General features: G+C 58.9%; 20 protein-coding genes. 9 read left to right on the top strand and 11 right to left on the bottom strand.

The window, feature by feature from the left end; genetic code table 11:
* Positions 1–28 precede the first annotated feature (28 nt).
* Positions 29–1,147, bottom strand: a complete 1,119-nt coding sequence (gene ald, locus QPL94_RS04405; protein WP_285355779.1) for an alanine dehydrogenase — start codon at positions 1,145–1,147, stop codon at positions 29–31.
* Between the two features lie 264 nt (positions 1,148–1,411).
* Here ald and QPL94_RS04400 point away from each other — a divergent pair, with 264 nt between their 5' ends.
* A complete protein-coding gene (locus QPL94_RS04400; protein ID WP_285357833.1) occupies positions 1,412–2,140 on the top strand; it encodes a dienelactone hydrolase family protein in 729 nt (242 codons plus the stop codon).
* Positions 2,141–2,144: 4 nt separating this feature from the next.
* On the opposite strand, the gene QPL94_RS04395 is transcribed toward QPL94_RS04400, so the two are convergent.
* The 4 genes from QPL94_RS04395 to QPL94_RS04380 all read right to left on the bottom strand — a co-directional run bounded on the left by QPL94_RS04395 (position 2,145) and on the right by QPL94_RS04380 (position 4,919).
* Positions 2,145–2,840, bottom strand: a complete 696-nt coding sequence (locus tag QPL94_RS04395) for a lysophospholipid acyltransferase family protein (RefSeq protein ID WP_285355777.1) — start codon at positions 2,838–2,840, stop codon at positions 2,145–2,147.
* 138 nt (positions 2,841–2,978) lie between these two features.
* The gene (locus tag QPL94_RS04390; protein ID WP_007154967.1) at positions 2,979–3,185 is read right to left on the bottom strand and encodes a cold-shock protein; all 207 of its coding nucleotides are present in this window, start codon (positions 3,183–3,185) and stop codon (positions 2,979–2,981) included.
* 240 nt (positions 3,186–3,425) lie between these two features.
* Complete coding sequence (gene crcB, locus QPL94_RS04385; protein WP_285355773.1) at positions 3,426–3,806, bottom strand: fluoride efflux transporter CrcB; 381 nt, start codon at positions 3,804–3,806, stop codon at positions 3,426–3,428.
* A 198-nt stretch (positions 3,807–4,004) separates the two neighbouring features.
* The gene (locus tag QPL94_RS04380) at positions 4,005–4,919 is read right to left on the bottom strand and encodes a LysR family transcriptional regulator (protein ID WP_285355771.1); all 915 of its coding nucleotides are present in this window, start codon (positions 4,917–4,919) and stop codon (positions 4,005–4,007) included.
* Between the two features lie 188 nt (positions 4,920–5,107).
* On the opposite strand from QPL94_RS04380, the gene QPL94_RS04375 reads away from it, so the two are divergent.
* Positions 5,108–6,619: a CoA-acylating methylmalonate-semialdehyde dehydrogenase gene (locus QPL94_RS04375; RefSeq protein WP_285355769.1), complete on the top strand. Its 1,512-nt coding sequence runs from the start codon at positions 5,108–5,110 to the stop codon at positions 6,617–6,619.
* A gap of 28 nt (positions 6,620–6,647) precedes the next feature.
* Complete coding sequence (locus QPL94_RS04370; protein ID WP_285355767.1) at positions 6,648–8,318, top strand: GMC family oxidoreductase; 1,671 nt, start codon at positions 6,648–6,650, stop codon at positions 8,316–8,318.
* A 7-nt stretch (positions 8,319–8,325) separates the two neighbouring features.
* Here QPL94_RS04370 and QPL94_RS04365 read toward each other — a convergent pair whose 3' ends face one another.
* The 3 genes from QPL94_RS04365 to cysZ all read right to left on the bottom strand — a co-directional run bounded on the left by QPL94_RS04365 (position 8,326) and on the right by cysZ (position 14,538).
* Positions 8,326–10,779: an acyl-CoA dehydrogenase gene (locus QPL94_RS04365; RefSeq protein ID WP_285357832.1), complete on the bottom strand. Its 2,454-nt coding sequence runs from the start codon at positions 10,777–10,779 to the stop codon at positions 8,326–8,328.
* A gap of 103 nt (positions 10,780–10,882) precedes the next feature.
* Entirely contained in the window at positions 10,883–13,747 is a 2,865-nt protein-coding gene (rapA, locus tag QPL94_RS04360; protein ID WP_285355765.1) for an RNA polymerase-associated protein RapA, read from the bottom strand.
* Between the two features lie 35 nt (positions 13,748–13,782).
* On the bottom strand, positions 13,783–14,538 hold the full coding sequence (gene cysZ, locus QPL94_RS04355; protein ID WP_285355764.1) for a sulfate transporter CysZ: 756 nt from the start codon (positions 14,536–14,538) through the stop codon (positions 13,783–13,785).
* 84 nt (positions 14,539–14,622) lie between these two features.
* Between cysZ and QPL94_RS04350 the strand changes: the two genes are divergently transcribed.
* The gene (locus QPL94_RS04350; RefSeq protein ID WP_285355763.1) at positions 14,623–15,045 is read left to right on the top strand and encodes a VanZ family protein; all 423 of its coding nucleotides are present in this window, start codon (positions 14,623–14,625) and stop codon (positions 15,043–15,045) included.
* Positions 15,046–15,463: 418 nt separating this feature from the next.
* Here QPL94_RS04350 and QPL94_RS04345 read toward each other — a convergent pair whose 3' ends face one another.
* On the bottom strand, positions 15,464–16,129 hold the full coding sequence (locus QPL94_RS04345) for a class I SAM-dependent methyltransferase (RefSeq protein ID WP_285355762.1): 666 nt from the start codon (positions 16,127–16,129) through the stop codon (positions 15,464–15,466).
* Positions 16,130–16,263: 134 nt separating this feature from the next.
* Here QPL94_RS04345 and mnmH point away from each other — a divergent pair, with 134 nt between their 5' ends.
* The 5 genes from mnmH (at position 16,264) to QPL94_RS04320 (ending at position 20,713) form a co-directional block, all read left to right on the top strand.
* Positions 16,264–17,358, top strand: coding sequence for a tRNA 2-selenouridine(34) synthase MnmH (gene mnmH / locus QPL94_RS04340; protein WP_285355760.1), 1,095 nt, complete (start codon positions 16,264–16,266; stop codon positions 17,356–17,358).
* 49 nt (positions 17,359–17,407) lie between these two features.
* Positions 17,408–18,241 (top strand): mechanosensitive ion channel family protein, encoded by an 834-nt coding sequence (locus tag QPL94_RS04335; RefSeq protein WP_285355758.1) that lies wholly within the window; start codon positions 17,408–17,410, stop codon positions 18,239–18,241.
* Positions 18,242–18,404: 163 nt separating this feature from the next.
* A complete protein-coding gene (locus tag QPL94_RS04330; protein ID WP_137436234.1) occupies positions 18,405–18,962 on the top strand; it encodes an aminoacyl-tRNA deacylase in 558 nt (185 codons plus the stop codon).
* A gap of 86 nt (positions 18,963–19,048) precedes the next feature.
* Positions 19,049–20,335 (top strand): FAD-dependent monooxygenase, encoded by a 1,287-nt coding sequence (locus QPL94_RS04325; protein WP_285355757.1) that lies wholly within the window; start codon positions 19,049–19,051, stop codon positions 20,333–20,335.
* 12 nt (positions 20,336–20,347) lie between these two features.
* Positions 20,348–20,713, top strand: coding sequence for a histidine triad nucleotide-binding protein (locus QPL94_RS04320; protein ID WP_285355755.1), 366 nt, complete (start codon positions 20,348–20,350; stop codon positions 20,711–20,713).
* Between the two features lie 150 nt (positions 20,714–20,863).
* On the opposite strand, the gene phoU is transcribed toward QPL94_RS04320, so the two are convergent.
* Positions 20,864–21,586, bottom strand: coding sequence for a phosphate signaling complex protein PhoU (phoU, locus tag QPL94_RS04315; RefSeq protein WP_285355754.1), 723 nt, complete (start codon positions 21,584–21,586; stop codon positions 20,864–20,866).
* 33 nt (positions 21,587–21,619) lie between these two features.
* Positions 21,620–22,510 carry a phosphate ABC transporter ATP-binding protein PstB gene (pstB, locus tag QPL94_RS04310; protein ID WP_285355753.1) on the bottom strand — a complete coding sequence of 297 codons (891 nt, stop codon included), beginning with the start codon at positions 22,508–22,510 and terminating at the stop codon, positions 21,620–21,622.
* Positions 22,511–22,514: the final 4 nt, after the last annotated feature.

The following is a 22,514-nucleotide window of genomic DNA, read 5'->3' as shown; positions in this document are numbered from 1 at the left end:
GAAATCTCCTCGTTGGATTGGAATGGAGTTACTGACCGAGCAGCGCTTCGGGGTCGGCAAACTCGTAGCCGGTGGCCTCCGCCACCTCGCGATAGGTCACCCTGCCCTGATAGACATTCAGGCCATTGCGCAAGTGGTGGTCGTCTTTTATCGCCTGCTCAGGGCCCTTGTTAGCCAGGGCGGCAATAAACGGCAAGGTTACATTATTCAACGCCAGTGTAGAGGTTCTGGCAACGGCGCCCGGCATATTGGCTACGCAATAATGCACCACACCATCCACCACATAGGTCGGGGCATCGTGTGTCGTGGGCCTGGAGGTTTCGGTACAACCGCCCTGATCAATGGCCACATCCACGATAACACTGCCCTCCGGCATGCGGCTGACCATATCACGACTGACCAGTTTGGGCGCAGACGCTCCCGGAATCAGCACACCGCCAATCACCAGGTCCGATTCGGTCACTGCCTCATCCAGGGTTGCGGCCGTGGAAAACAGGGTGCTGATGCGGTTGCCGTAAAGATGGTCGAGGTTTCTCAGTACGTCCATGTTCCGGTCCAGCACGGTCACCTGGGCCCCCAGCCCGATAGCCATGGCCACCGCATTCTGCCCGACCACGCCGCCGCCAATCACCGTCACCCGTGCCGGGCTGACTCCGGGCACACCACCCAGCAGCACACCGCGGCCCCCCATGGATTTCTCCAGGCAATGGGCACCGGCCTGAATCGACATTCGCCCCGCCACTTCCGACATGGGCGCCAGCAACGGCAGTCGCCCATGGCTGTCAGTCACCGTTTCATAGGCGATGCAGGTGGCACCGGACTTCACCAGGTCGTCCGTCTGGGCCTGGTCCGGCGCCAGGTGCAGATAGGTAAACAGGGTGTGGCCCGGCGTCAGCAACGCTCTTTCATTGGCCTGGGGCTCCTTGACCTTTACGATCATCTCTGCAGCGGCATACACGGCCGGACCATCGTCCAGTATCTCCGCACCCGCTTTCTGGTAATCCTCGTTGCTGAATCCGATCGCCGAACCTGCGCCAGCCTGAACATAAACGCTGTGGCCATGTTCGCATAGTTCATGCACGGCCGCAGGCGTCATTCCTACCCGGTATTCATGATTCTTGATTTCCTTCGGTACACCGATCTTCATCCGCTGCCCCTTGAATCCATGGAGTAAACAATGTGTCATCCGCTAAAGTGTAGTAAAAAGGTCTGACACCGGCAGTAGCAATTGATTGCATCGGTTCAATGGATTCCGGCGTAAAACACCGGACCAGCCAGACAATCGACCCAAATGGAGCAGGAACCTATGAATAAACACAAGCATGCCCCAGTGGCATCCTCCTTCTCGAAGCCCGCGGCGCTTTCCCTGGCCGTAGCACTCACCCTGAACAGTGGGCAGGTATCAGCAGAAATGCAGACAGAAACCGTGGAATATGAAGTCAATGGTGAGACCTTCACCGGCTACATGGCCTATGACGACGAAGCCGACGGCAAACGCCCCGGTGTTCTCGTGGTCCATGAATGGTGGGGACATAACGAATTTGCCAGGGAGCAGGCTGAGAAGCTTGCCGCGGCTGGCTACACCGCATTCGCCCTGGACATGTACGGTTCGGGAAAACTGGCGGAACATCCTGAGGATGCCCAGCAATTCATGAAGGAAGCCACCAAAGACATGGATCAGGTGAAGGCCCGGTTTATGGCCGCCAAGGAATTGCTGCAACAGCACGACAGCGTCGACGGCAGCAAGATTGCGGCCCAGGGGTACTGTTTCGGCGGCGCCGTCGTGCTGAATATGGCCCGCCTGGGCGTAGACCTCGACGCCGCAGTCAGCTACCACGGCGCCCTGGGCAGCCCGATAAAAGCCGAAGCCGGCAAGGTCCAGCCCCGGATTCACGTCTACACCGGTGGCGCGGACCAGATGGTGCCATCAGATCAGGTGGCTGGCCTGGTGAAGGAAATGCAGGACGCGGAAGCCGACCTGACCCTGGTCAGCTTCCCGGGCGTAATGCACTCCTTCACTAACCCCGGCGCGGACAAGGTCGCCGAGGAGTTCAATATGCCTATTGCCTATAATGAGGATGCTGCCAACCGTTCCTGGAGCGGCACCATGCGGCTCTACGACGAAGTTTTCAAAGACTGACGCGTCAGAGGGCACCAGCTATGGTGCCCTTTACTTCTTCCCGTACGTTTTCTACCTCACGCCCGGCAGTCGCGACCGGGGGGTGAATGATGATCTCTATAATTCCCGGCGAGAACGCCGCTGTACCTTTGGGTAAACGTTCGTGGGAACCCCGTATCGTCACCGGCAGAATAGGTAACTTCCCATCGCGGGCGATTACAAACCCGCCTTTCTTGAAAGGCAGCAACTTGCCGTCCCAGGACCGGGTGCCCTCGGGGAATATCAGAATACTGGTACCCTCCGGCAGTTGCGCCACGCCCCGCTTGATACTCTCCAGCGCATCGCTGCCTCTGGATCGGTCGATAAACAGGTTGCGCGAGGTTTCCAGTGCCAGGCCAAACAGCGGCACCTTTCTCAGTTCCTTCTTGATTACCCAGCGGAACTGCAGCCCGAGCGCCAGAACCAGGGCCGGTGGATCATAGTAGGAAGCATGATTGCTGAGGATAACGTAGCGCTCGGTCGGGTCGATGTTTTCGCGCCCGGAAATCCGCAGGCGAATGCCTGTCAGTTTGAGGATGCACCAGGCATAGACCTGAGTGCCGAAAAAAGCGGCATTGCCACTTCGGCCCGCCAGGGCAGCAATGACGATGGGCAGGAAAAGAATCAGTGTGAGCAGTGCGGCCCAGAACAGTATCCAGACAGCTTTCAGGATTTTCAACATGTGGGCCCCTGGGCAAGATAACGACGCGGCTATCGCAAACGGCAGGGTATAAAAGATGTCACATTCGGGCAGAAATCACAAAATCCGGGCACAAAAAAAGGCAGCCGAAGCTGCCTTTCTGGCGATAACGACTATCGGTTAGATAGCAGTTACGTTTTCCGCCTGAGGACCTTTCTGGCCCTGGGTAACGGTGAACTCGACCTGCTGGCCTTCTGCCAGAGTCTTGAAACCGCTGCCCTGAATTGCGCTGTAGTGAACGAATACGTCCGGGCCGCCTTCACGAGTGATAAAGCCAAAACCTTTAGCTTCGTTGAAGAACTTAACAGTACCGGTAGTAGTAGACATACTTAAACATTCCTGAAATCAATCATTTTATCTTGCCGCCAGGCCATCGTCATGATGCCCGATCAGCGTTTACGGAAATACAGAACTCGCGGAATCAAAAACAGGACGGTCACTACTAACTGCGGAGATACGTTCTATTCATGAAAGCTTTGCTGAATCTTTCCTACGAAAATAACTTTACTCTTTGTTACCAGAATTGCCAACCCTATTTTGAATTTATTGCATAAGTAGTGATACCCATCATCCGCGGACCAGGCCAAAGGTGTAAATTCCTAGTGCAGTCATAAGGATAGAGCCAACAACATGGGCCAATATGCCGGCCAGGGCCATGCTCCATTTGCCTTCCTGGATGGCGGAGAACATTTCCAGGGAGAAGGTAGAGAAGGTGGTAAGGGCGCCACAAAGGCCGGTAATGGCGAACAATCGCCATTCGGGTGCGAGGGAGCTGCCGTGTACGAAATAGCCCATCAGCAGGCCGACGAGCCAGCCGCCCGAGAGGTTTGCCACCAGGGTGCCGTAGGGGATAGCGTGATAACTGCTGTTGAGCCAGAGGCCCAGGGCCCATCTCAGGTTAGCGCCTATGACGGCTCCGGCGCTTACGGCCAGGATTGATAGCCACATTCTGCGGTTCCATACTTCTTGCTTGGGAGTCTGGCCGGACGTCGGAGGCCTTCCCCGGGATACGCTACGAGCACATCCATGTGCGCTTGAGTGAAGCCTTCCATGGCTTCACACAATCCCGGGGAAGGCCTCCGACGCCCAGCCGCGTTATGCTGAGTATGCCGTCAAACAGCCTACAAGTTAAGCAGTCGCTCCACCTTAAGCTGTTGTTCCACTTAGGCCCCAGACTCCTGCCAGAGCCTCCAGCGCCTCGGCTATCAGCGGTTCATCCCGCCGATCGCGATGCCAGATGAAACTCAGGGCACAGGGCAGCTGAACCCCTTCCACGACCACCAGGCCCCTTTCCTGGCGCTCGGCCATGGCCAGTGCGTCCCTGGCGAGGCTGAGGCCTACTCCGGCCCGGACCAGGTCCAGCATGCAGGCCTCCTGGTCAACCTGGGCGACACCGTGGGGCGTCAGGCCCAGCGGATCCAGGATGCCCTTGAGCAACCGGTGATGAACGGAGTTCTCGGGTGTGACGATCCAGGGCATGGCGGCCAGCTCGGGCCATTCGTTCGACACAATCCGTTGCCCCCAGCCTGCCGGAGCAATGACATAATAGTGAAAGCCGGTCAGCTCCCGATGGGCGACTTCAGGTGCCAGCATACCCGGGCCGGCTCCGGGCGGGGCCAGGAAAAACCCCACGTCCAGCCGGCCATCCCGGACCTGCTCCAGAACACTGCCACTCATCCCCTGCCGCAGTTCCGTTTCCAGTTGGGGCGCGCGCTCCACCAGCCGGTGCAGGAATGCGCCCAGGCGAATGAATTCGGGGTCGACAATGGTGCCGATCCTGAGTCGTCCTCGCAGGGTGCAGTGCAATGCCCGGGCGCTCTGTTCGAACGCCGACATGGTTGCCAGTGCTTTTTCTGCCGAAGGCAGCAGGGCTTGGCCGTCTGGTGTGAGAACCAGACCCTGGGGTTTGCGCAGGAACAACTTCAGGTCCAGCTCATCCTGCAGTTGCTTGAGTTTCAGGCTTACCGCCGGCTGTGTCAGGTGAAGGCGGGCCGCAGCGCGGGAGACACTTCCTTCCCGAGCAACCATAACGAAAGCCCGCAGGCTCTGGAGGGGATGCATAGAACGCCTCATTGGCACCAAGTTAATATAAGAATAACTTATATCACGCTTTTAGAAATCTCAATTGCTTTAGCCCCTGATCCACTCTAGCCTTATGGTTAAAATTCCACCAATATCGACAAGAATCCGGACAGAGCCCATTTTCTGGCACTTCCAAATGGTTTCACGCGAAAAATACAGAGGCAACCATGACCACGGCAACCATCCAACATTATATCAATGGCGAAATATCTGCAGGCACGTCCAGCCAGTCCCAGGACGTGTCCAATCCGGCCACTGGCCAGATCACCGGTCAGGTTGCCCTTGCCAATCGTGCGGATGTGGATGCCGCCGTCGCGGCGGCCGATGCGGCCTTCCCGGCGTGGGCCGATACCCCGCCGATCCGCCGCGCACGGGTGATGTTCAAATTCCTGGAACTGCTGAACCGGCACAAGGATGACCTGGCCCGGGCCATCACTGCCGAGCATGGCAAGGTCTTCACCGATGCCCAGGGCGAAGTAGCCCGCGGCATCGACATCGTGGAATTCGCCTGCGGCATTCCTCAGTTGCTGAAAGGGGATTACACCGAGCAGGTCAGCACCGGCATCGACAACTGGACCATGCGGCAGCCCTTGGGCGTGGTGGCCGGGGTCACGCCGTTCAACTTCCCGGTCATGGTGCCCATGTGGATGTTTCCGGTCGCCATCGCGGCGGGCAACACCTTTGTACTGAAGCCGAGCCCGCTGGACCCCAGCGCCTCACTGATGATTGCCGACCTGCTCCGCCAGGCGGGGCTGCCCGACGGCGTGTTTAACGTTGTCCAGGGCGACAAGGAAGCGGTAGAAGCACTGATCGAGCACCCCAATGTTCAGGCGCTGAGCTTTGTTGGCTCCACCCCGATAGCCAACCTTCTCTACGAGAAAGGCGCGAAACACGGCAAGCGTATCCAGGCCCTTGGTGGCGCCAAGAACCACATGGTGGTGATGCCCGACGCTGACCTGGACAAGGCAGTAGACGCCCTGATCGGCGCTGCCTACGGCAGTGCCGGTGAGCGCTGCATGGCCATCAGCGTGGCTGTGCTGGTTGGCGATGTGGCCGACAAGATCATGCCGCAGTTGGCTGAACGGGCCCGCACACTGAAAGTGAAAAACGGCGAGCAGCTCGACGCCGAGATGGGCCCCATCGTCACGGCCGCCGCACATCAGCGCATTACCGGCTACATTGACAAGGGTGTGGCCGAGGGTGCTGAACTGGTGGTTGATGGCCGTGAGTTTGACGCCTCAGGCACCGGCGAAGGCTGTGAAGACGGTTTCTGGATGGGCGGCTCGCTGTTCGATCACGTAACCCCGGAGATGACCATTTACCGGGAAGAGATTTTTGGCCCGGTACTGGCCTGTGTGCGGGTTCCGGATATCGCCACCGCCATCCGACTGATCAACGACCATGAATTCGGCAACGGCGTCAGCTGCTTCACCGAAAGCGGCACCGTGGCCCGGGAATTCGGCCGTCGCATCCAGGTGGGCATGGTGGGCATTAACGTTCCGATTCCGGTTCCCATGGCCTGGCACGGTTTCGGTGGCTGGAAGCGCTCGCTGTTCGGCGATACCCACGCCTATGGTGAAGAAGGCGTGAAGTTCTACACACGCCAGAAATCCATCATGCAACGCTGGTCCGACTCCATTGACGCCGGCGCAGAATTTGTCATGCCGACTGCCAAATAACGGCTTAACCAGCTTCGGGGAAAGCGCCATGTCCGACAACAACAAAGCACCGGGACATCTCGAGTTCGACTACATCGTGATAGGCGCTGGTACTGCCGGCTGCCTGCTGGCCAACCGGCTGAGTGCAGATCCGGCCAACCGGGTATTGCTGATCGAAGCCGGCGGCCGGGACAATTACCACTGGATTCACATTCCGGTGGGCTACCTGTACTGCATCAACAACCCCCGCACTGACTGGTGCTTCCGCACGGATCCGGACCCCGGACTTAACGGGCGCACGCTGATCTATCCCCGGGGTAAAACCCTGGGAGGCTGTTCCAGCATCAACGGCATGCTCTACATTCGCGGCCAGGCCCGGGATTACAACCAATGGGCGGAGATCACCGACGAAGAAAACTGGAACTGGGACAACTGCCTGCCCGACTTTATGCGCCATGAAGATCACTACCGCCTGGATGACGGTGGCGACGCCGACCCGGAACACGACAAGTATCACGGCCACGGCGGCGAATGGCGCGTGGAGCATCAGCGCCTGAAATGGAAAGTGCTGGAAGACTTTGCCACCGCCTGCGTCGAGGCCGGAATACCCCGGACCCGGGACTTCAACCGGGGCGACAACGAAGGTGTCGATTATTTCGAAGTGAACCAGCGCTCGGGTTGGCGCTGGAATACCGCCAAGGCCTTCCTCCGCGGAGCCCGGAAACGCGCCAATCTCACCCTCTGGCATTCCACCCACGTGCTCGGCCTGGAAACGGAAACCTCCGGGTCCGGGCCCCGTTGCACGGGCGTGCGGGTTGACCGGCCGGTTGACGGTGAGGTCATTGCCAGGGCAAAACGGGAGGTCATCCTCTCAGCCGGCGCCATTGGCTCACCGCAGCTGCTGCAGCTTTCCGGCATCGGCCCGGCTGACCTGTTGAAAGAGCATGGAATCGAAGTGGTGAAAGACCTGCCCGGGGTTGGCGAGAACTTGCAGGATCATCTTCAGATCCGCTCTGTGTACAAGGTAAAGGGGGTCACTACCCTGAACACCATGGTCAATTCACTGGTCGGCAAGGCCCGCATTGGGCTGGAATATCTGCTCACCCGCTCCGGCCCCATGAGCATGGCACCGTCTCAGTTGTGCCTGTTCACCCGCAGTTCCGCGGAGTACGACTACGCCAACATCGAGTATCACGTCCAGCCCCTGAGCCTGGATGCCTTCGGCCAGCCGCTGCATGACTTCCCGGCCATTACCGCCAGTGTCTGTAACCTGAATCCGACCAGCCGCGGCACGGTACGTATTCGCAGCAAAGATCCGAAACAGGCACCGGCCATCGCCCCCAATTACCTGAGCACACCGGAAGACCGGAAAGTGGCCGCGGATTCACTGCGGGTGACCCGACGCATTGCGGAACAGCCTGCTTTCATGCAGTACCAGCCTGAAGAGTACAAACCAGGCCTGCAGTACCAGACCGATGAGGAACTCACCAAACTGGCGGGAGATATCGGTACCACCATTTTCCATCCGGTAGGCACCACCCGAATGGGGCGCGCCGACGATGAGCTCGCCGTAGTAGACCCCCACCTGCGGGTGAGGGGTGTGGCAGGTCTGCGGGTGGTCGATGCCAGCGTGATGCCCACCATTACCAGTGGCAACACCAACTCGCCCACCCTGATGATTGCGGAAAAAGCCGCCCGCTGGATCCTGGGCGGCGATTAGTCCCTGATCAGGCCGGGTTGTGGTCGATCAGCGTGTCCTTGTTGCGGGCAAACTCGTCGAATGGGAAGTCGTCGACGGTCAACATTTCCAGGACTGTGGCTTCATACTGGCGCATGAAGTCAGCCTCTTCCCTGGTATAGATATCCGCTTCCAGGGCAGCCTCGAAACGCTCCTCAGGATGCAGGGCTTCCATTGGCAGCTGTCCTTTGGCATAAGCTTTGGTTGCCTTGCGATAGAGCTGTTCGGCCTTGTCGTAGTCTTTCAGCAAGCCATTGTATTGGGCGACCGGGTTTTCAACCGCGCCCTTGCCTTCCCCTGCGGTGGTCCAGGCGCCGGCCAGCAGTTTTTCACGTACCGGGCTGTCGGTCGAGATAGCCCGGGCCAGCTTGCGGGACAGGTCGTCGTGGGGTTTGTCCCAGCGACGGCCCAGGGGCATGGTGATGGCACGCAGAGCCAGGGCCACCGGACGGTTGGGCAGGTTCTGGAGGAATTCATCCATGGCGTTTTCCGCGCGGTACAGCAACAGCGCCATGCTGTATTCCATCAGGTCCCGTTCGCCGTCGACCGGCTGGGATTCGTGCCAGTTCTTGAGCACCATGGAGGCCAGGTAAAGGTTTGCCAACACATCGCCAAGGCGGGCCGAGATGAGTTCGCGCATTTTCAGCTCGGAGCCCAGCGTCGTCATGGCGGCATCCGCGCACAGGCCGAAGGCGGCGCTGAAGCGGGCCACGCCCTGGGCGTATTTGCGGGCATGATGATCGAACGGCACGTCGGCCTTGCCAATGCCCAGCGCCTGGGTGAAGGCACGGGCTGCGTTGCCGAAGATCAGGCCGGCATGGCTGAAGAAGGCATCGTCGAAGGCGTCGATGTCGTCGTTGTCTTTGGCCGCCAGCTCCTTGAGCACATAGGGATGACACCGAATCGCGCCCTGCCCGAAGATCATCAGGCTGCGGGTCATGATGTTGGCACCCTCAACGGTAATGGATACTGCCGCACCGCTGAAACCGATGCCCAGGTAGTTACGTGGGCCGAGGGTGACAGTCTTGCCGCCGTGGACGTCCATGGCGTCGGTAAGCACTGCACGCTGCATTTCGGTCAGGTGGTATTTCAGAATCGCCGAAGGTACGGCCGGCTTCTCGCCCTTATCAATCATGTTGGCGGTCTGGTTCACCGCTGACTGGGCGATGTAGGTTTGCGCGGCGATGCGGGCCAGAGGCTCCTGAACGCCTTCCATATCCGCCACCGGCGTATTGAACTGGCGGCGTATGCGGGTAAAGCCACCGGCGGTACCGACGGCATAGGCTGCAGCGCCCGCCGCACCGGATGGCAGTGTGATACAACGGCCAACAGAGAGGCACTCAACCAGCATGCGCCAGCCCTGACCTGCCATTTCCTGACCACCAATGATGTAGTCCAGCGGAATAAACACGTCGTTACCCTTGATGGGGCCGTTCATGAACGGTGTGCCAATGGGGCAGTGACGGCGACCGATTTCCATCCCCTTGGTGTTGCGGGGAATCAGCGCGCAGGTAATGCCATAGTCCTTGGTGTCACCCAGCAGTCCGTCCGGGTCGAACATGCGGAAGGCCAGGCCCACCACAGTGGCAATGGGCGCCAGGGTGATCCAGCGCTTCTCGAAGTTCAGTCGCAGGCCGAGCACTTCCTTGCCTTCGAATTCGCCCTTGCAGACGATACCGGTGTCCGGCAGCGAGGTGGCATCGGAACCGGCGCGGGGACCCGTGAGGCCGAAGCAGGGAATTTCGCGACCATCCGCCAGGCGAGGCAGATAATGGTTCTTCTGCTCTTCGGTGCCGTATTTGACCAGCAACTCACCGGGGCCGAGGGAGTTGGGCACGCCGACGGAAACCATCAGCATTTCGTTGCCTGCCAGTTTCTGCAACACGGCTGTCTGTGCCTTGGCGGAGAAGTGCAGGCCACCGTATTCTTCGGGGATGATCATCCCGAAGAAGCCTTCTTTCTTGAGAAAGTCCCACAGCTCTTCCGGCAGGTCGGCACGCTCAACCGCCACGTCCCAGGAGTTACACATGGAGATGGCCTGGTTGCACTGGTTATCGACAAAGGCCTGCTCCTTTTCAGACAGGCCGGTGTTGCGATTGATCAGCAGGTTGTGCCAGTCCGGACGACCGGTGAAAAGTTCACCGTCCCAACTGACGGTGCCCGCTTCCAGGGCCACTTTTTCGGTGTCGGAAACCTTGGGAGCCACCTTCTTGAACATGGCGAACACCCTTGGTGTCAGCCAGCTCTGGCGGAACCCGGGCAGGCCGGCGGCCGCTGTGACGGCAGCACCAATAAACAGGATCAACGCCAACAGGCCCGACGCGAAGAACAGCGAAAGCAGGCCTGTCACTACCAACACCCCGATAGCGGGCCTGGCACCGGATTCGTTGCGCATTACAACAAGGAGCCCGGCAACAGCAACAAGAAACAGTATGAAAGTCATCATGGATACTCTCTGTCGTCCGTGGTTTTGAATGTCAAAAACTACAATTTGTTACGTTCAACCTACCTGATCAGATGAATTCTGACCAGCAACTGGTTCACCATCAGGCAGTTACAATCACCCGAATACCTTCAAGTGACAGGCTGGCCTGGCCCAGCGCCGTCTCCGCTGCCGTCAGCTGTTCCCGGAAAAACCCGATTTCGTCATCACGAATGGCCGGATTCACCTTTTTCATTGCCTCCAGACGACGGATTTCCGGGCCAAACACTTCCCTGACCCGGGCCAGAGCAGACGTTCGCAGAGGCTCCAGGTGCGGCTCTGCCAGTGCTTCCGCATGATCAACCATGGTTTCCACCTGAGGGCGAATCTGGGGCACGATGGCCTGCGCAGTGCGCCGGCGAATGTTGGAACACATGTCGTTGAGCCGGTCGTGAGGCAGGGTTGCCGACAGATTCCGTCCGTTCACATCCACCAGCAGCCGTAACGGTGAGACCGGCAGATAGCGGGACAGTTGCAGTGATTCCGGGGCCGGGCAATGCACGGTGAAAAGAGCCTCCAGCAACAGCGTACCCGGAGGCAGGGCCTTGACCGTCATACTGGCCAGGGCCGCCTTGCCCAGCCCGGAACTGGTAACCGATTCCATCACCCCGGTGACCAGTGGATGTTCCCAGCTCATGAACGCCATGTCTTCGCGCTCAAGGGCCTGGTCGCGGCTCCAGGTAACAGTCATGCCGTCTTCCGGCAGTTCCGTCACGTGCCCGGCCTGGTATTGCTCCCCCGGGCGCAGCACATCGGCATATTCGGAGTGGTCCTCCACGTCCACGCCAAGGATGTCGCAGGCCTCGATCATGTAGTCCCGTACCCGGGCCGATTCTTCCTCGGTTTCGATCTGGCTGATCAGTGCATCTGCGACCTCGGGCCGGCAGGAATTGAGCTCAATCAGCGCATCCCGGCCGTTGCGCAGCAGGGTACGCAAGCGCTCCGCCTCTTTCTGTGAGGCCTCAAGCAGGGCCGGCAGCTCATCGACCTGGCCATCAATGGCGGCCTGCCACTGGTCCGCAACCTGTTCGTGCACCGCAACGCCCACCGAGCAGCTTTCGCCGAAGGCATTCAGGCCCTCCTCGAACCAGCGATACTGGCTTTCCTGGGCCGTCCCCTGCAGGTAGGGGATGTGTATGTCGATGGTGTCGGTCTGGCCGATTCGGTCCAGCCGACCGATCCGCTGCTCCAGCAAATCTGGGTTAGCGGGCAGATCAAACAGGATCAGGTGATGGGCGAACTGGAAATTGCGGCCCTCACTGCCGATTTCCGAACAGATCAACGCCTGGGCGCCCTGCTCGGTGTCGGAGAAGTAGGCGGCTGCCCGGTCCCGCTCGATCAGGCTCAGGTGTTCATGGAACGCGGCACTGCGGATACCTGCGCGAAGTTGCAGGTAGTGTTCCAGCGCCATGGCCGTCGAGGCATGGGCACAGATCACCACCACCTTGGCCGGTTTCAGACCGCTCAGGGTCTTTTCCAGCCAGGCAACGCGAGGGTCTTCCGCCAGCCACTGTTCTTCCTCCACCGCGGTTTCCGGGGTCAATCCGCCAATACCATGGACAATGTCGTTGTGCTGATAAATCCCGGGGCAGGGCAGTGCAGCCGGCAACGGATGGCGTTCCGGGAAACCCTTGATCGCCGCACGGGTATTGCGGAAAAGCACGCGTCCGGTGCCATGACGGTCCAGCAGCGCATCAATCACCGCCTGTTCCGGTTGCTGGGCGGACATTAGCGCGTCCAGTTCATCACCCAGCCAGTCCTTGAGGGAATTGCGATCATCGCTGGAAAGCGCCGTCACCCCCTGCTCACTGATCTGAGACACCACACGGTTGATGACTTCGTACTGCTTTTCTTCTTCCTTGAAGGCCTCCAGGTCGTGGAACCGCGCAGGGTCCAGCAGACGCAGGCGTGCGAAGTGGCTGGCCACCCCCACCTGCTCCGGTGTTGCCGTCAACAGCAACAAGCCCTTGCTGGTTGCCGAAAGCTGTTCAACCAGACGGTATTCCGGGCTGGCCGCTTGCGGGCTCCAAGCCAGGTGATGAGCCTCGTCCACCACCATCAGGTCCCACCCCGCGGCAACGGCATCCGCCTGGGCCTGCTCGCTGGACATCAGGAAGTCCAGACTGCACAGGGCCAGCTGTTCACTCTCGAACGGATTCTCATCGGCGTCGGCCAGGTCGTCCTCCTCTTCCGGCAGCTCGGCGAAGTCCTCCATGGCCTCGTAACGCCCCTGGTCAATGATCGAGAATCGCAGATTAAACCGCCGCAGCATTTCCACCAGCCACTGGTGAATCAGCGAATCCGGCACCACGATCAGCACCCGTCGAGCTCGGCTGGTGTGCAGCTGGTAATGCAGAATCAGGCCCGCCTCAATGGTTTTGCCCAGGCCCACTTCGTCCGCCAGCAGAACCCGGGGTGCATAGCGTTTGGCCACTTCGTGGGCAATATAGATCTGGTGCGGCAGGTGTTGGGTACGCGCACCAATCAGGCCCTGGGCAGACGATGCCCGCAGCCGGTCCTGGTGCTGTGCCGTTGCCATTCGCAAACGGAACGCGCCATTGCGGTCGAACTGCCCGGCAAACAGGCGCTGGTGGGGGGCTGAGAAATCCACCAGACTACTGAGCTTCACTTCGGAGATCTGGGTCAGGTTATCGCTACCATCGTCGGCGTGATACATCAGCACGCCGCCCAGATCGTCAACCGCCCGGACCACATAACGGTCGCCATCAAAGGTCTCTATTTCTTCGCCAATCTGATAGATGATTCGCGACAGAGGGGCATTGTCGATGGCGTAGGTACGCTCTTCGTCTGCGGCGGGAAAGCCCAGCGTCACCCGGCGACCGGAAATATCCGTGACGATGCCCAGACCCAGCGCAGTATCACTGTGGCTGACCCAACGCTGGCCGATTACAAATTCCGATGTATCCAAGAAACCTCCGACGGATTTAGCTGACTTTTGCGGTTTTATACGTCTTTGTTCGATGGCCCGTTCTCCCGCACCCAATAGGCGGTTGCCCCGCAAACCGCTGCAGGAACCACCACCAGGTTCAATACCGGCACCATCGCTGCCAGGGCCACCGGAAGCCCGAACCCCAGAGCCGACAGGCGGGTATCTCCCAACAGGCGTCGCAAGGCAGGAAAGCTGACCCGGTGGTTGTCCGCCGGGTAGTCCACATACTGCAGCGCCATCATCCAGCTATTGAACAGGAACCAGAGCACGGCCGCCACCAGGTTGACCACCGGGATAACACCGATAATAAACAGGCCAACCGCACGAGGCAGGTAATAGACAATTTTCTGAACTTCGCGCCAGAGCGCGCGCGGGATATCGCGGACGATCTGGCTCCAGCCCTCCTCGGTGCTGACTTCCTGACCGGTCAGGTGTTTTTCAGTCAATTCCGCCAGATAGCCATAGAACGGGGAGCCGATGAGGTTAGCCACAATAACGAAGCCGTAGGCGAGCATGAGCAGGATCACAGCGCCATAGAGCAGCCAGAACAACCAGTCCAGGCTTTGCAACCAGGCCCAGTCCGGCAGCCAGCCCATGGCGGTCGCGATCATGGCAGTGAAAAGTTCGGCCAGGAAATAGAACAGAAGACCGAATAACAGAATATTGATGACGAGGGGAATAACAACAAACAGCCTCAGCCCCGGCTGCCGTATCAGCCGGAATCCCTCTCCGAGATATCCCAGGCCACGGAAAAAGTTACCTTTCAACATACCTCGCAGCACCTCAGCTTCAATGACAGTGACGGGGCGCAAAGCATATCATGTTGCAAACTCCACCACAGCCCGACGGTGTACATGGCATTTCTGACACAGCGCATTCGTTTTCTGCTTGATTATCAGCCGTTCTGGCGGGCAATGCTGGTGATATCCGCGACAGCCATTCTCTATCTCGCAACCACAAGCGAGCCCTACCCGGTGCCTTCGTCCGATAACGACAAGCTGAATCATGTGCTGGCCTTCCTGCAATTGACGATTGTGACACGCCTGGCCTGGCCCGGGCTCAGCCGGCTCTGGATTGCCTCTGGCCTGATCGCCTTTGGTGCGTCGATTGAAATCGTGCAAGCCCAGTTGCCCTATCGCACCTTCGCCGTTGCCGACATTGTGGCCGATGCCGCGGGCATTGCCGTCGGGCTGCTGCCCTGCCCGGATTTCATCAGACGGCGAGCCAAACCATCGCGCAAGAAAACAGATGTGAGAGAAGAGCCTGGTCGCTTGTGAGATATATCCTACAAGAGCGTGAGATCTCGCTTCTCTGTTACGTACGCTTACCGAGCAGCTCTCGCGTAAGAAATGTCAAGTTATTGATTTTCAGTTACTTATTGAACAATTAAAGAGATCGTAACTTTAAAGGGGTGCATAATTCACGTGTTTGTAAGATTTCAATTGCTATAGTGATCACATCAAGGATGACAGGGAAAAGGACGACGCACTGGATGCACCCCGGCAACTGGATGCAGGGAGAGGCAAGGACACAGGGACGCCTCGCTTAAGGGACAACTAATCGGATCGCTGGCTCGGACGCTGGCACAAGGGAATGACAAGGGAAAACGGCAACGGGATGGTTGCCAACAGCGCAAGGATGCGACATCTGTTCCGAAAAAGGGTAGCCGAGAGGCTGCCCTTTTTTTTTGTTTATCTATCCGGCCCGCCCCTCTCCCGCCCGATAGATCCGTACCCGGTTGAACTCCTCGAACTCGTGCAGGTCTGGCCAGGTGCGGGCCTCAATGACCACTTGCTGCCGGTAACGATCATCTCCCAGATCCCTCATCCTTGAGTCCGCCAGCAACACCCGTGGTGCAGCCAGCCTGAACACCGACAACAAGGGCCGATTATCGGGGTCGTACAGCACATCCGCTGCCGTCACAACGCCCACATTATCTGGCCGTGTGCTCCAGTCATCACACAAAGACACCGTCACGCCGTTCAGCCTGGCATTGGCTCCGGCAGCATCCAGCGCGGCCGGGTCGATGTCACAGGCAATGGCCTCCCGCGCCCCGGCCATAGCAGCGGCAATGGCAACAATGCCCGACCCGGAACCAAAATCCAGTACCGTCTCGCCCTTCACCAGGTGAGGGTTGGCCAGGATATAAGCCGCAAGCACCTGCCCGCTGGCCCAGCAGAATGACCAATACGCTGGCTCCGCCACCACGGCCTGGGCTTCGGCATGGCTGATCGGTCCCTCCAGGACTGAAGGATCGAACAGATACAGGGAAATGTCAGGGCAGCCCGCCGGTGCAGTGGCCGCCACCCGCCCACGGCTGAGAGTTTTCGCGAGGTGCTGGTTCAGAATGTCGGGGGTCATGGCTACTCCGGAGTACGGGTCTGGCAAGGGATGCATTGTAACGGCAGCAAGGGTGACCGGCATCTGCCGGCGAGCAAAAAACCGTCACGTCCGTTATACTGCTGCCTCATTTTCAGCACGAACCAGTCCCCGTCATGCCGTCCAGACCCGATACCAGCGACTACCTTGCCCTGTTCCTCAACGACGCGCCGTTGATGGACGTGCGGGCCCCCGTCGAGTTCAGTAAAGGCAGTTTCCCCGGTGCCATCAATGCTCCCCTGATGAACGACGAAGAACGCCACCGGGTAGGTATCTGTTACAAGGAAAAGGGCCAGGATGAAGCGATCAGACTCGGCCATCAACTGGTTGCCGGCGACCTCAAGGCACAGCGCATTGAAGCCTGGCGGCGCTTCACCGCAGACCATCCGGACGGTTACCTGTTCTGTTTTCGCGGCGGCCTGCGTTCGCGGCTGAGCCAGGAGTGGATCCGTGAGGCCGGCCTCGACTACCCGCTGGTTACCGGTGGCTACAAGGCGATGCGACGCTTCCTCATCGACAGCCTGGAAGCACTGGTTGAATCCTCGGAGTTTGTCATTCTGAGCGGCCGCACCGGCACCGGCAAAACCCGTGTCCTGCAACAGCTGCCCAATCCGGTGGACCTGGAGGGCCTGGCCAATCACCGGGGCTCCAGCTTTGGCCGCCAGGTCACTCCCCAGCCGTCACAGATCGACTTTGAAAACCGCCTGGCAGTTGCCATGCTCAAGGCACACCACCATGTCGGCGGGCCGGTTTATCTGGAAGATGAAAGCAGGATGGTCGGCCGTTGCGCGTTGCCGGAAAGTCTGCGCGAACGAATGACGGAAGCATCTTTGATGGTGCTTGATCAGCCTATGGAGGAGCGAATACACATCATCCGTGAAGACTATGTCGACCAGATGGCTGCGGACTATGCTGAACGGGACGGCGAAGAGGCCGGCTGGCTCAATTTCCGCGATTATCTGCTCAGCGCTCTGGACCGGATCCGCAAGCGCCTCGGTGGTGAACGCCACAGCAGGCTGCGACAGCTGATGGAAGACGCCCTCGATATACAGCAGCGGACGGCGGATGTCGCCGCGCATCATCAGTGGATTCAGGCCCTGCTGGAAAACTATTACGATCCCATGTATGACTACCAGCTGGACCAGAAAAAAGGCAGGATTGTCATGCAGGGTGGGCCAGAAGCCATTATCGAGTGGGCCAGGCACAGGTAAGCATCGTATGCGACAGACAAGTAACCAAAACCGATCAAGGAGTCAGTGAATGGAAGATCTTCTGGGAACGAATATCAACGCCACAGAGCTGTGGGACGAGGCCCTGGCACTGGTTATGGCCTACGCCCCGAAATTCGTGCTGGCCATTGTTACACTGGTTATCGGTCTCTGGCTGATTAACCGCTTCATCGCGGTTCTCGACAAGAAGCTCGGCGCGAAAGACCCCACCCTGAACAAGTTCCTCTGTGGCCTGATCAGCGCCGTTTTCAAGGTCATGCTGCTGATCTCGGTCGCCTCCATGATCGGTATTGCAACCACCTCGTTCATTGCCGTCATTGGTGCCGCCGGCCTGGCCATCGGCCTGGCGCTGCAGGGTAGCCTTGCCAACTTTGCCGGTGGCGTGCTGATCCTGATCTTCAAGCCCTTCAAGGTGGGTGACACCATCGAAGCCGAGGGTTTCCTTGGCGCTGTCGCTGAAATTCAGATTCTTTATACGGTGGTGAACACCTTCGACAACCGCCGTATCGTCATCCCCAATGGCAACCTGTCCAACTCCACCCTGGTGAACGTCAGTATCTACGAAAAGCGCCGCTGCGATATGACTTTCGGCATCCATTACGACGACGACGTCGACAAGGCCAAGGCCATTCTCCAGCGCCTGTTCGATGAAGACGAGCGTTCCCTGAAGGACCCGGAGCCGCGGATCTGTGTCGGCAGCCTGGGCGATAATTCGGTCAATCTTATGTTTCGCGCCTGGGTGCCCACTGACGACCTCTGGCCGTACTACTGGGACATGCACGAGAAGGTAAAGAAGGCGTTTGATGCCGAGGGCATCACCATCCCCTTCCCACAGCGGGATGTGCACGTCTACAAAACCGAGTGATTGGTATCTCAACAATACACTTTGTAACTCGCTTTCTGAGCAGCCTCAACTAAGCTGACCAATAATGGCGGTGGCGCCGGTAACAACGGCACCACCGCCAGGCCACGTGAGCCGGGCCCACAAAAACCACCGGTTCCAGACTTGCTGGTAGGAGGTTGTCACTATGCCGGTACAGCAGTTGAAGGAATTCCTTGATCAGGCAGGCGTGGAGTACATGTGCCTGTCTCACCCCCCTGCCTTTACTGCCCAACAGCTGGCGCACCACGTCAAGATCGCTGGTGACCGGGTGGTAAAAACCGTGATTATTGAACTGGACGGCAAAATGGCCATGCTGGTCATGCCTGCCACCTGGCGTATTCGCTGGGACCGGTTAAGCCGGATTCTCGATACCGACTTTGTTGACCTGGCGGACGAACAGGAATTTCAGGACCGCTTCCCGGAATGCGAAGTGGGCGCCATGCCGCCGTTCGGCAACCTCTTTGATATGTCGGTGTACTGCGCTGAAGCCCTGACCCGGCAACCGGAACTGGCCTTTGCCGCTGGCAGCCATACCGAGTCCATCCATATGAAAACCGAGGACTTCCTGAACCTGGTTCACCCCATGGTTCTGGAGCAGGGTTTCGTCAAGCCGGGGGCGCAAAAACCCGCCTGGCTGAAAGGTCGCCCCCGCCGGGCAGAGTCGCTGACAGACAGCCACACTGCCAACCTGGCTGGCTACTGAAAGCACCCCTCGGTGCAGGCTTGCTCCGGGCCGCTTGTCTGAACGCGCCCATCGCGTAAACTGGGCGTATCAGACAGGAACCCGTTATGACCCAAGCCTTTGATGTTGTTATTGTTGGTGCCGGCATGGTCGGCGCTGCCCTCGCCACCGGTCTTGGCCGCAGCGGCTTTCGCGTTGGCCTTGTGGATCAGGGTGCCGCGCCCTCCTACGATGCCGCTCAGCCTCCCGACATCCGGGTATCAGCCCTGAGTGCCGGCAGTGAGCGCTATCTGACCGAACTGGGCGCCTGGCCAGATATCCTCGCCATGCGCGCCACCCGCTATACCCGCCTGGCGGTATGGGATGAAACCGACCATCCATTGAGCAATGTTTTGCCCCGCAAGATCGCCGAGGTGGTTTTTGACGCCCGTAATCTGTCCGCCCGCCATCTGGGCCATATTGTGGAGAACTGCATCACCCAGCAGGCACTCTGGAGCAGCGCTTCCGCACAGCCGTCCGTCACCCTGTTTTCGGGCCATGCCGTCACCAGCCTCAGCAATAGCGACGACAACGCAACCGTAATGCTGGACGATGGCACGGAACTGACTGGCGAACTGGTGGTCGGCGCAGACGGTGCCAACTCCGGCACCCGCAACCTGGCCGGCATCGGCGTCACCCGTGACCAGTACCAGCAACAGGCGATGGTAATCTCCGTGCGCTACCAGGGCCCGGTGCAGGACATCACCTGGCAGGGCTTCTACCCAAGCGGCCCACGGGCCTTCCTGCCACTGCATGCCGCCGGTAACGGCGAAAGCTGGGCCTCGCTGGTGTGGTACGACTCACCGGAAGAGCTGGCGCGCCTCAAATCACTGGATAACAGCGTATTGATGGCGGAAATACAGAACGCTTTCCCGCCGGAGCTGCCGCTGCTTACCCACATTGATGCCAGGGCCAGCTTCCCGATTGCGCGCCAGCATGCCAAAAACTATGTAAACAACCGCGTGGTACTGGTAGGCGACGCTGCCCATACCATCAATCCGCTGGCAGGCCAGGGCGTAAACCTGGGCTTCCAGGACGCCCGCTGCCTGCAGTCGGTCCTCCGCGAAGCCAGGCGCGCCGGCTGTGACCTGGCCAACCCTGCCCGACTTGATCAATACGAGCAGCAACGCCGCCCGGCCAACCGCCGCATGATGCTGGCCATGGATGTTTTCTACCACCTGTTCAGCAACCGCACGCCACCTCTGCACCTGCTGCGCAACCTGGGCCTGGGGGCGGCGAAAGCCATGCCATTTGCCAGAAACCGGGTGGCCAAATACGCTATGGGTATCGACGACGAACTACCCCCGGTCATCCGTCAACTGGCGGAGCGGTTACCCGGGTTCAAACAACTTTAACAAGGAACCACTATGTCGGAGACCATCTTTACCAAGATCATCAACCGCGAAATTCCGGCCGATATCGTTTATGAAGACGATGCCAGCCTGGCCTTCCGGGACATCAATCCACAGGCGCCGGTGCACCTGCTGATTATCCCGAAAAAGGAAATCGCAACCATCAACGATATCCAGGAAGGCGACCGCGAACTGGTAGGCCACCTGTACTGGGTTGCCGCCAAACTGGCAAAGGAAATGGGGTTTGCGGACGATGGCTATCGAACCGTGATGAACTGTGGAGAAAACTCGGGGCAGACGGTCTTCCATATCCACCTGCACGTACTGGCAGGCAAGCCCATGGGGTGGCCGCCGTATACCGACAAGATGAAGCAGGGCTGATTTTTCAGCCTCGGGGAAGCAAGCGGGCCGGTCATGCTGTTTGGGACACGCTCAAGGCATCCATGCGCGCTTAACTTTGGCCATCCATGGCCAAAGATAGATCCCAAACAGCATGACCGGCCCACTTGCTGGCAACCTGGTGCCTAGCCTTCAGCGGCCAACGACTTTTTCGGCTTCTTCCACAGGGGTATGCCGAACATCCTCGCCTTTGACCATGAAGATCACGTTCTCGGCGATGTTACAGGCATGGTCCCCCACCCGCTCCAGGGCACGGAGAATCCACATTACCGACATGCATCGGGAAATGTTGCGGGTGTCTTCCATCATGAAGGTCAACAACGTGCGCGTGGCCGCCTGGTACTCCTCGTCCACCCGCTTGTCTTCCTTCATGATTCGCAGCGCCTGCTCAGAATCCAGGCGTGCGAAGGCGTCCAGGGCGTCGTGCAACATAGCCAGGACATGATTGCCGATGTGACGCACTTCCACGTAGCCACGCGGCGCCTGGCCTTCCTCTGACAGCTTGATGGCGAACTTGGCGATTTTCTTGGCCTCGTCACCGACACGCTCCAGGTCTGAGACCATCTTGATCACTGCAACCACCAGTCGCAGGTCCCGCGCCGTGGGTTGGCGACGAGCCAGGATCAGAGTGGCCTCCTCGTCCATCTCGATTTCCATCTGGTCGACTTTCTTGTCGGTGGCACGGACTTCGTCAGCCAGGTGGCCGTCGTTCTCCACCAACGCTGTGATGGCCCGATCCACCTGGGATTCCACCAGACCGCCCATTTCGAGAAATTCGCTCTTCAGGGCCATCAGTTCGTCATTGAACTTGTGCGATATATGATCGCCGTAAACATCGTCCTTTTTATCTGGCATAACTCTGTTCTCCAGTGTTCAACCGTACCGGGCTTAACCAAAACGGCCAGTGATGTAGGATTCGGTAAGCTCGTGCTCCGGTGAGGTAAATACCTTGTTGGTCTCGTTTACTTCAACCAGATGCCCCAGATGGAAATACGCGGTGCGATTAGACACCCTCGCTGCCTGTTGCATGGAGTGAGTCACGATTACGATAGTATAGCTCTCAGACATGTCGGCGATCAGTTCCTCGACTCTTGCAGTCGCAATCGGGTCCAGCGCAGAACAGGGCTCGTCCATCAGGATCACTTCCGGGCTCACGGCGATGGCTCTTGCGATGCAAAGTCGCTGCTGCTGACCACCGGACATGCCGGTCGCGACTGCATCGAGACGATCCTTCGCCTCTTCCCACAACCCGGCTTTGCGAAGGCTGTTTTCGACGATGTCGTCCAGATCGGACTTTCGGTTTGCCAAACCGTGAATTCTCGCGCCGTAGGCCACGTTGTCGTAGATAGATTTTGGAAAGGGATTCGGCTTCTGGAACACCATGCCTACACGGGCCCTCAGTTCGACCACATCCCGTTTCGAGCTGTAGATGTCCTCGTTGTCCAGCATCAGCTGGCCCTTGACGCGACAGATATCAATGCTGTCATTCATGCGATTGAGGCAGCGCAGGAAAGTCGACTTGCCGCAACCAGAGGGGCCGATAAACGAGATCACCTCATTCCGACCAATATCGAGGCTGATATCCTTAATCGCGCGGTCACTACCGTATGAAACGCTCACGTTACGCAACTTGAACTTGGGGTCGTCAGAAAAGGGCTCCCCAACCGTCTTGCCTTCTTCGATTACCGTGTCTTCTGGCTTGTCCTGGGGCACCGGAATCTCTGCGTCCTGGTCTCGCATGTTGGCTTCCGTGGAAATGCTCGGATTCATCGTGTTCATTTCG

Origin of the sequence: Marinobacter sp. SS13-12 (assembly GCF_030227115.1) — a bacterium.
GTDB lineage: Bacteria > Pseudomonadota > Gammaproteobacteria > Pseudomonadales > Oleiphilaceae > Marinobacter.
The sequence above is the reverse complement of the archived record's forward strand: the minus strand, read 5'-3'. Positions and strand labels throughout refer to the sequence as shown.

Coding starts and splice junctions, on each gene's coding strand:
- ald (WP_285355779.1), bottom strand. CDS start 1,147: ATGAAGATCGGTGTACCGAAGGAAATCAAGAATCATGAATACCGGGTA.
- QPL94_RS04400 (WP_285357833.1), top strand. CDS start 1,412: ATGCAGACAGAAACCGTGGAATATGAAGTCAATGGTGAGACCTTCACC.
- QPL94_RS04395 (WP_285355777.1), bottom strand. CDS start 2,840: ATGTTGAAAATCCTGAAAGCTGTCTGGATACTGTTCTGGGCCGCACTG.
- QPL94_RS04390 (WP_007154967.1), bottom strand. CDS start 3,185: ATGTCTACTACTACCGGTACTGTTAAGTTCTTCAACGAAGCTAAAGGT.
- crcB (WP_285355773.1), bottom strand. CDS start 3,806: ATGTGGCTATCAATCCTGGCCGTAAGCGCCGGAGCCGTCATAGGCGCT.
- QPL94_RS04380 (WP_285355771.1), bottom strand. CDS start 4,919: ATGCATCCCCTCCAGAGCCTGCGGGCTTTCGTTATGGTTGCTCGGGAA.
- QPL94_RS04375 (WP_285355769.1), top strand. CDS start 5,108: ATGACCACGGCAACCATCCAACATTATATCAATGGCGAAATATCTGCA.
- QPL94_RS04370 (WP_285355767.1), top strand. CDS start 6,648: ATGTCCGACAACAACAAAGCACCGGGACATCTCGAGTTCGACTACATC.
- QPL94_RS04365 (WP_285357832.1), bottom strand. CDS start 10,779: ATGACTTTCATACTGTTTCTTGTTGCTGTTGCCGGGCTCCTTGTTGTA.
- cysZ (WP_285355764.1), bottom strand. CDS start 14,538: ATGTTGAAAGGTAACTTTTTCCGTGGCCTGGGATATCTCGGAGAGGGA.
- QPL94_RS04350 (WP_285355763.1), top strand. CDS start 14,623: ATGGCATTTCTGACACAGCGCATTCGTTTTCTGCTTGATTATCAGCCG.
- QPL94_RS04345 (WP_285355762.1), bottom strand. CDS start 16,129: ATGACCCCCGACATTCTGAACCAGCACCTCGCGAAAACTCTCAGCCGT.
- mnmH (WP_285355760.1), top strand. CDS start 16,264: ATGCCGTCCAGACCCGATACCAGCGACTACCTTGCCCTGTTCCTCAAC.
- QPL94_RS04335 (WP_285355758.1), top strand. CDS start 17,408: ATGGAAGATCTTCTGGGAACGAATATCAACGCCACAGAGCTGTGGGAC.
- QPL94_RS04330 (WP_137436234.1), top strand. CDS start 18,405: ATGCCGGTACAGCAGTTGAAGGAATTCCTTGATCAGGCAGGCGTGGAG.
- QPL94_RS04325 (WP_285355757.1), top strand. CDS start 19,049: ATGACCCAAGCCTTTGATGTTGTTATTGTTGGTGCCGGCATGGTCGGC.
- QPL94_RS04320 (WP_285355755.1), top strand. CDS start 20,348: ATGTCGGAGACCATCTTTACCAAGATCATCAACCGCGAAATTCCGGCC.
- phoU (WP_285355754.1), bottom strand. CDS start 21,586: ATGCCAGATAAAAAGGACGATGTTTACGGCGATCATATATCGCACAAG.
- pstB (WP_285355753.1), bottom strand. CDS start 22,510: ATGAACACGATGAATCCGAGCATTTCCACGGAAGCCAACATGCGAGAC.